Origin of the sequence: Paraburkholderia sp., from assembly GCF_035501035.1 — a bacterium.
Lineage (GTDB): Bacteria > Pseudomonadota > Gammaproteobacteria > Burkholderiales > Burkholderiaceae > Paraburkholderia.
The window spans coordinates 1-7763 of record NZ_DATJWR010000155.1 but is presented as its reverse complement, the minus strand read 5'-3'; the positions used below and the strand labels follow the sequence as shown (position 1 = coordinate 7763).

General features: G+C 63.8%; 6 protein-coding genes. All 6 read left to right on the top strand.

What is annotated here, in order from left to right; genetic code table 11:
• Positions 1–112: 112 nt before the first annotated feature.
• The 6 genes from VMJ11_RS10890 (at position 113) to VMJ11_RS10865 (ending at position 7752) form a co-directional block, all read left to right on the top strand.
• The gene (locus tag VMJ11_RS10890) at positions 113–1042 is read left to right on the top strand and encodes a cytochrome C assembly family protein (RefSeq protein ID WP_325619428.1); all 930 of its coding nucleotides are present in this window, start codon (positions 113–115) and stop codon (positions 1040–1042) included.
• A 23-nt stretch (positions 1043–1065) separates the two neighbouring features.
• Entirely contained in the window at positions 1066–1365 is a 300-nt protein-coding gene (locus tag VMJ11_RS10885; RefSeq protein ID WP_325619427.1) for a PP0621 family protein, read from the top strand.
• Entirely contained in the window at positions 1362–1991 is a 630-nt protein-coding gene (gene ampD, locus VMJ11_RS10880) for a 1,6-anhydro-N-acetylmuramyl-L-alanine amidase AmpD (protein WP_325619426.1), read from the top strand. The genes VMJ11_RS10885 and ampD overlap by 4 nt, the downstream gene beginning before the upstream one ends.
• A 560-nt stretch (positions 1992–2551) precedes the next feature.
• Positions 2552–5557 (top strand): ribonucleoside-diphosphate reductase subunit alpha, encoded by a 3006-nt coding sequence (locus VMJ11_RS10875; protein WP_325619425.1) that lies wholly within the window; start codon positions 2552–2554, stop codon positions 5555–5557.
• A 551-nt stretch (positions 5558–6108) separates the two neighbouring features.
• Positions 6109–7332: a ribonucleotide-diphosphate reductase subunit beta gene (locus tag VMJ11_RS10870; protein WP_325619424.1), complete on the top strand. Its 1224-nt coding sequence runs from the start codon at positions 6109–6111 to the stop codon at positions 7330–7332.
• A 93-nt stretch (positions 7333–7425) separates the two neighbouring features.
• Complete coding sequence (locus VMJ11_RS10865; protein ID WP_325619423.1) at positions 7426–7752, top strand: hypothetical protein; 327 nt, start codon at positions 7426–7428, stop codon at positions 7750–7752.
• Positions 7753–7763: the final 11 nt, after the last annotated feature.

Sequence of the window (7763 nt, the reverse complement as noted above, 5' to 3'; positions counted from 1 at the left end):
CGAGCATGGGGAGGCGGTGAGCAGTGCGGCCCGGCCCGCGCGCGCAAAATGGGAAAGCGCCGCGTTTCGTCGCGATCCCGCGCGGCCAGGGGGCCTATAGTAAACTTCGAACATGGATATTGTACTGTATGCCCTCACCGTCCTCCTGTACGGCGGTCTGTGCGCCGCCGACTGGCGCGCACTGCGCCGCACCGGCGCCGCACCGCTGCTCGGCAGCGTGCCGCCCATGCCGGTGACGCTCGGCGCGGGCAACGACGCCCCGCGCACGCGGACCTTCGGCCCGGTCTCGCGCTCGCTCCTCTTCGTCGCGCTTGCCGCGCACGGCGTGCTCCTGCACATGACGATCTTCCCCGCCAACGAAATGGTGTTCGGCTTCGCATTCGCGTTGTCGGCCATGTTCTGGCTCGGCGCGGGCATTTACTGGATCGAGAGCTTTTTCTTCGAGCTCGATGGCCTGCGCCTGTTGTTGCTGCCGCTCGCCGCCGTGGCGGCGCTGCTGCCGCTCGTGTTCGGTGGCGTGCGCGTGCTGCCCTACGCGGCGGCGCCCATGTTCAAGCTGCACTTCGTCATCGCCAACGTCGCGTATGGGCTTTTCGCGATCGCCGCACTGCACGCGGTGCTGATGCTCGCCGTCGAGCGCCGCCTGCATGCGCTCAAGGGCGCCGGCTTCCAGCGCAACGCGGGCAACCGTGGCGGCGGCTGGCTTTCGAACTGGATCGAGACGCTGCCGCCGCTGCTCACGATGGAAAAGCTGCTGTTCCGGCTAATCGGAGCGGGCTTCGTGCTGCTCACGGCCACGCTCGTCTCGGGCATCGTCTTCAGTGAGCAGTTGATCGATCGGCCGCTCTCGCTCGATCACAAGACCGTTTTCGCCGTTCTTTCGTGGCTGATGTTCGGTGCGCTGCTCACCGCGCGCAAGCTCTCGGGCTGGCGCGGCCGCGCCGCGCTGCGCTGGGTGATCGCGTCGTTCGTCGCCTTGTTGCTTGCGTATGTGGGCAGCCGTTTCGTCCTGGAGGTGCTGTTGCACCGTCCTGTGGTTTGACGAGGTCTGAAAAGCGCGTTCCAATGAGACAGATTCTTCTCCTCGTCCTGCTGTTCGTGGTCGGACAGTGGTTCGTCAAGGCACTGCGCCGCGCGCACGGCGCGCACACGCAGCCGGGGCAGAGCGCCCCGCGCGGCGCCAACGGTGGCGCGAGTGCGAGCGGCAAGGGTGCGCTTCCCGAGCCGATGGTGCGCTGCGCGCAGTGCGGCGTGCATGCGCCGCGCAGTGAGTCGGTGAATGTCGGCGTGCATTCGTTTTGCAGCGCGGAGCACGCGCGCGCTTACGACGCTCGCACGACAAGCCAGGATCGTCCCGCACGATGAGCGCTGCTCGATCGCCGGAAATGCCCGCGTACGAGGTCGACGCGCAGGGCTGGGTGCCGGGCGCGCGCCAGTTGCCGTCGCCGAACTTCGAGGCACGCCCGCAAGGCGCCGTGCCGACGCTCATCGTCGTCCACAACATCAGCTTGCCGCCCAATGTGTTCGGCGGTCCCGAGATCGCCGATCTCTTCCTCAATCGCCTCGACTGCGACGCGCATCCGTACTTCGATGCGAACCTGCGCGGCGTGCGCGTCTCGGCGCACTTCGTCATCCATCGCGACGGCGCGCTCGAGCAGTTCGTCTCATGCGACGAGCGGGCGTGGCACGCGGGCGCGTCGAGCTTCTTCGGGCGCGAGCGCTGCAACGACTTCGCCATTGGCATCGAGCTGGAGGGCAGCGACACGACCGCCTTCGAGCCGCCGCAGTACACGACGCTCGCGGCCCTCGTGAATGCACTCGTCGAGCACTATCCAATCGAGGCGCTGGCTGGTCATTCGGACATCGCGCCCGGTCGCAAGACCGATCCCGGTCCGCATTTCGACTGGGCGCGTTTGCAGCGCGACACCCAGCTCACCGATGACCGCTTCCCCTATATCCAGGGAAGCGACGCGCAAAACGCGACGCCGTGACGCGTTCGAACCACCGCTAAGCCCTCGCCGGCTGCACACGAAATAAGCAAGCTTCGCGCGCAAACGCCGGGTGTTTACGCTCTCCTCGCAGACCACTCGAAGGGGCATTGGCCGGCGAAGCCCGCGCCGCTTGGCTTGCAGCCTTGTCAAGATAGGACCGGCAAAAAAAGGCGTTTGACCGCTTCGTGTCTTCCACTATACTTTGTACCCGAAACAAGGCTTCACACCATATGTTGTGTTGTGCCGCGGCACCCTGCTCCACGAGCCTGGTGCCGCGCGCGTTAGCGGCATAGGAAAAAAAGAAACTTTGTGCGGTGCCGTCGGCCGAGAGAACCGGCGCACCGGCTGTAATCGAGAGAGAAGGTACAGCCAATGATCGCGACATCCGTGATGAAGACCGCACCAGTTCGTGTTTCATCTGCCTTGTCGCATCCGGCAGCCTCGCCAGGCTGGCTTTTTTTCTCCGACCGATCGAGCGTGCACACGGGGGCACGGCGTCGGCGTCCGAATTAATCCGCGAACTCTCTTCGCACCTTTCCAGGACCACAGGAGCTTTGCACATGCAAACGACCGATAACGTCTCGACCCGGTATGAAAGCGCGAGCGCCGCGCACACGCTGGGGGGCCAACCGCAGGACGGCCAGACGAGCGCGCAGCAGTTCGCCGACCACAAGGTGATTCGCCGCAACGGTAGCGTGGTGTCGTTCGAGCCTTCGAAGATCGCGATCGCGATGACGAAGGCTTTCCTCGCCGTGAACGGCGGCCAGGGCGCGGCTTCGGCGCGCGTTCGCGAACTCGTCGAGCAACTCACGCAGAACGTCGTGCGTGCACTCGTGCGCAGCCGTCCGAACGGCGGTACGTTCCATATCGAAGACATCCAGGATCAGGTCGAACTCGCGCTCATGCGAGGCGGCGAGCACAACGTCGCGCGCGCCTACGTGCTCTATCGCGAGAAGCGCAACCAGGAGCGCGCGCAAGCGCCGGAAACGGCAGCACCCGCAGCGCCCGGCATCAACGTCACGGACAACGGCGTGACGCGCCCGCTCGACATGAACGCCCTGCGCGCGCTGATCGTCTCGGCGTGCGACGGTCTTGGCGATGCGGTCAACGCGGACCCGATCGTCTCGGAAACGGTGAAGAACCTCTACGACGGCGTGCCGATGACCCAGGTCTACGACTCGGCCATCCTCGCGGCGCGCACGATGATCGAGAAGGACCCGGCGTACAGCCAGGTCACGTCCCGCCTCCTGCTGCACACGATCCGTCGCGAAATTCTCGAAGAGGAAGTGACGCAAGCCGAAATGGGCATGCGCTACGCCGACTACTTCCCGCAGTTCATCAAGCGCGGCGTGGAAGCCGGCCTGCTCGACGACAAGCTCCAGCAGTTCGACCTCAAGCGACTGGGCAACGCGCTCGACGCGAACCGCGACCTGCAGTTCGGCTACCTCGGCCTGCAAACGCTCTACGACCGCTACTTCCTGCACGTGCACGGCACGCGCATCGAGATGCCGCAGGCGTTCTTCATGCGCGTCTCGATGGGCCTCGCGCTCAACGAAATCGACCGTGAAGCGCGTGCGATCGAGTTCTACAACGTGCTCTCGTCGTTCGACTTCATGTCGTCGACGCCCACGCTGTTCAACTCGGGCACGCACCGCTCGCAGCTCTCCTCGTGCTACCTGACGACGGTGGCCGACGACCTCGACGGCATCTACGAAGCGCTCAAGGACAACGCGCTGCTCTCGAAGTTCGCAGGCGGCCTCGGCAACGACTGGACGCGCGTGCGCGCGCTCGGCTCGCACATCAAGGGCACCAACGGCAAGTCGCAGGGCGTGGTGCCGTTCCTGAAGGTCGTGAACGACACCGCCGTCGCCGTGAACCAGGGCGGCAAGCGCAAGGGCGCGGTGTGCGCGTACCTCGAATCGTGGCACCTCGACATCGAGGAGTTCCTCGAGCTGCGCAAGAACACCGGTGACGACCGCCGCCGCACCCACGACATGAACACGGCGAACTGGATTCCCGACCTGTTCATGAAGCGCGTGATGGAAGGCGCCGACTGGACGCTGTTCTCGCCCTCGACCTGCCCGGACCTGCACGACAAGTTTGGCATCGAGTTCGAACAGGCTTACACGGCTTACGAAGAGAAGGTCGCGCGCGGCGAGATCAAGCTCTTCAAGAAGATTCCGGCGCAGCAACTGTGGCGCAAGATGCTCGGCATGCTGTTCGAGACGGGCCATCCGTGGATCACGTTCAAGGATCCGTGCAACATCCGCTCGCCGCAGCAGCACGTGGGCGTCGTCCACTCGTCGAACCTGTGCACGGAAATCACGCTGAACACCAGCGACAGCGAAATCGCCGTGTGTAACCTCGGCTCGGTGAACCTCGCCGCGCACATGGCCAAGCAGGCCGACGGCACGTACGCGCTCGACCACGACAAGCTCAAGCGCACGATCAGCGTGGCGATGCGCATGCTCGACAACGTCATCGACATCAACTACTACGCTGTGTCGAAGGCGCGCAACTCGAACCTGAAGCACCGTCCGGTGGGCATGGGCATCATGGCGTTCCAGGACTGCCTGCACTTGCTGCGCACGCCGTTTGCTTCGCAAGAGGCCGTGGAGTTCGCCGACCGCTCGATGGAAGCTGTCTGCTACTACGCGTACTGGGCGTCGACGGAACTGGCAGCCGAGCGCGGCCGCTACTCGACCTACCGTGGCTCGCTGTGGGATCGCGGCATCCTCCCGCAGGACACGCTCAAGCTGCTCGCCGAGCAGCGGGGCGGCTACGTGGAAGTCGACACGAGCGAGACGATGGACTGGGCATCGCTGCGCTCGCGCATCTCGACGCACGGCATGCGCAATTCGAACTGCATCGCGATCGCACCGACCGCGACCATCTCGAACATCATCGGCGTGTCGCCCTGCATCGAACCGACGTTCCAGAACCTCTATGTGAAGTCGAACCTCTCGGGCGAATTCACGGTGGTCAACGACTACCTCGTGCGTGACCTGAAGGCGCGCGGCCTGTGGGACGAAGTCATGGTCGCCGACCTGAAGTACTTCGACGGCATGCTCTCGCGCATCGACCGCGTGCCGGCCGACCTGCGCGCCGTGTATGCGACGGCATTCGAAGTCGACCCGACGTGGCTCGTCGAAGCGGCTTCGCGTCGCCAGAAGTGGATCGACCAGGCGCAGTCGCTGAACATCTTCATGGCGGGTGCATCGGGCAAGAAGCTCGACGAGATCTACAAGCTCGCCTGGGTCCGCGGCCTGAAGACGACCTACTACCTGCGCACGATGGCAGCCACGCACGTCGAGAAGTCGACCGTCGCACACGGCGCGCTCAATGCAGTGCCGACGAACGGTGAAGGCGGCGGCAATGCCGGCGGCGCGTTCGGTGGCGCATCGGGTGGTGCCGCGGGTGGTGCATTCGGTGGCGCGGGTTCGACCACGCTGCACTCGGCACCTGCGGCGCAAGCGGCGATCGAAGCTGCACCGGAAGCGGAAGGTCCGGTGTGCATGATGCGTCCGGGCGACCCCGGCTTCGAAGAGTGCGAGGCTTGCCAGTAAGACCGGCGGCGCATGATGCTCGCGGTGCAACGCCGCGCGCATCATGCGAGGACCGAAGCAGCATCCGTAGTGAACAGTAGTAGAGAGATGTAACAACGAAGCAGGCAGGCGCGCGCAATGCGCGCCGCACGACTCTCCCGGCAACTCGCGCTACGCGTGTTGCAGTGCGCGTTACAGGCATCAGGAAGGAATCCCTGGAGTTTCGCGCAGGGACAAGACTCAGGCCGCGCGAGCCGAAGCGCCGCGCGCGGCAAGCAGTGAGCGGCGAGTGAAAGCGCACTCGCAGCGCGAGCGAAAAGCGCGCGGCGAACACCGTCATTCACACACGCTCTCGATGTTGCGTAGACCTTCGAATCGCATCGCACGCGCGATGTCAGCATGACGAAGATGCGCTGCTTGCGCAGTGCTCGCGCGATGCAATCGACACGATGCGATAACAAAGTGTTGTATCGAGGTCGCAACGCGAATCGAAAACAGGATTTTTCGTGTGCGAACCCTTTTATCGCTCACGAAAAGATGGTACAAACCGATCTAAATTGATGGTGACATTTATGCTCAACTGGGATGACGAGATCACGGCCGTAACTCCGTCGAGCGGTGCGCAGCAAAACGCAATGCGCAACCCCGCGGGTCAGGCTGTCCAGGCTGCCGATGTGCAGTTTGGTCTGCGTTCCGTTCCTCCGGTTTCCTCGGCGACCAACATCTTCTCCAGCGACTTCGCCGTTGCACCGCCGCCGCAAGCACCGGTCTCGACCGAAGCCCGCGTGAATGTCGCCGACAAGCGCATCATCAACGGCCAGACCGACGTGAATCAGTTGGTCCCGTTCAAGTACAAGTGGGCCTGGGAGAAGTATCTGTCCGGCTGCGCGAACCACTGGATGCCGCAGGAAATCAACATGTCCCGCGACATCGCCCTGTGGAAGGACCCAAATGGGCTGACCGAGGACGAGCGCCGCATCGTCAAGCGCAACCTCGGCTTCTTCGTGACCGCCGACTCCCTCGCCGCGAACAACATCGTGCTCGGCACCTACCGGCACATCACGGCGCCCGAATGCCGCCAGTTCCTGCTGCGCCAGGCGTTCGAGGAGGCGATCCACACGCACGCCTACCAGTACATCGTCGAGTCGCTGGGTCTGGACGAGGGAGAGATCTTCAACGCGTACCACGAGGTCAAGTCGATCCGCGACAAGGACGAGTTCCTGATCCCGTTCATCCATACGCTGACGGATCCGTCGTTCAAGACCGGCACGCTCGAAGCCGACCAGAAGCTGCTCAAGTCGCTCATCGTGTTCGCCTGCATCATGGAAGGCCTGTTCTTCTATGTGGGCTTCACGCAGATCCTGGCGCTCGGTCGCCAGAACAAGATGACCGGCGCCGCGGAACAGTATCAATACATCCTGCGCGACGAGTCCATGCACTGCAACTTCGGCATCGACCTCATCAATCAGATCAAGCTCGAGAACCCGCACCTGTGGACCCCGGCGTTCCGTGCAGAGCTCGTCGAACTGTTCAAGCATGCGGTCGATCTCGAGTACCGCTACGCGGAAGACACCATGCCGCGTGGCGTACTGGGTCTGAACGCATCGATGTTCAAGAGCTATCTGCGCTTCATCTGCAACCGTCGCTGCCAGCAGATCGGTCTCGATCAGCTGTACCCGAACGAAGAGAATCCGTTCCCGTGGATGAGCGAGATGATCGACTTGAAGAAGGAACGCAACTTCTTCGAGACGCGCGTGATCGAATATCAGACGGGCGGTGCGCTGTCCTGGGAATAACCCAGGCGCACTGCGGTGCAAGTCTTTTGGGGTTGCCGGAGGCGGCATGCGAGCCGCCTCGACCGGCATGACGACTAGGAGCAGGAACGCCTGATGCAAAGCGTGCCCGGAGCCGAGCAGGCTCACCGACATGACAGGCACTTTGCGAACCCTTCAGTGGGATGGGCAAACTTCCCCCCGGAAAAGGGCGCGGGCCCCGCGAGTTGTGTGGCCGGCGTCTTCAACGAACGTTGCCCGGTGTCGGTAGCCGACGCCGGGATGACTCGGCGCGCTGTGCCTCGTGGCACGGCGCGCCTTACCGCATTCATTAGCGTAAGCGCGCGGGACCAGCGTACGCCGATGAATAGCCCGCTTCGCAGTGTGCGCCGTGAGAAGCGCTCGCGGGAAGCGGGTTTTGACGAAGGGTGTAGTTTGAACTGACTCTCATCTGA

Excerpts from the sequence above, each read along its gene's own strand:
- VMJ11_RS10890 (WP_325619428.1), top strand. The coding sequence starts at position 113 with ATGGATATTGTACTGTATGCCCTCACCGTCCTCCTGTACGGCGGTCTG.
- VMJ11_RS10885 (WP_325619427.1), top strand. The coding sequence starts at position 1,066 with ATGAGACAGATTCTTCTCCTCGTCCTGCTGTTCGTGGTCGGACAGTGG.
- ampD (WP_325619426.1), top strand. The coding sequence starts at position 1,362 with ATGAGCGCTGCTCGATCGCCGGAAATGCCCGCGTACGAGGTCGACGCG.
- VMJ11_RS10875 (WP_325619425.1), top strand. The coding sequence starts at position 2,552 with ATGCAAACGACCGATAACGTCTCGACCCGGTATGAAAGCGCGAGCGCC.
- VMJ11_RS10870 (WP_325619424.1), top strand. The coding sequence starts at position 6,109 with ATGCTCAACTGGGATGACGAGATCACGGCCGTAACTCCGTCGAGCGGT.
- VMJ11_RS10865 (WP_325619423.1), top strand. The coding sequence starts at position 7,426 with ATGCAAAGCGTGCCCGGAGCCGAGCAGGCTCACCGACATGACAGGCAC.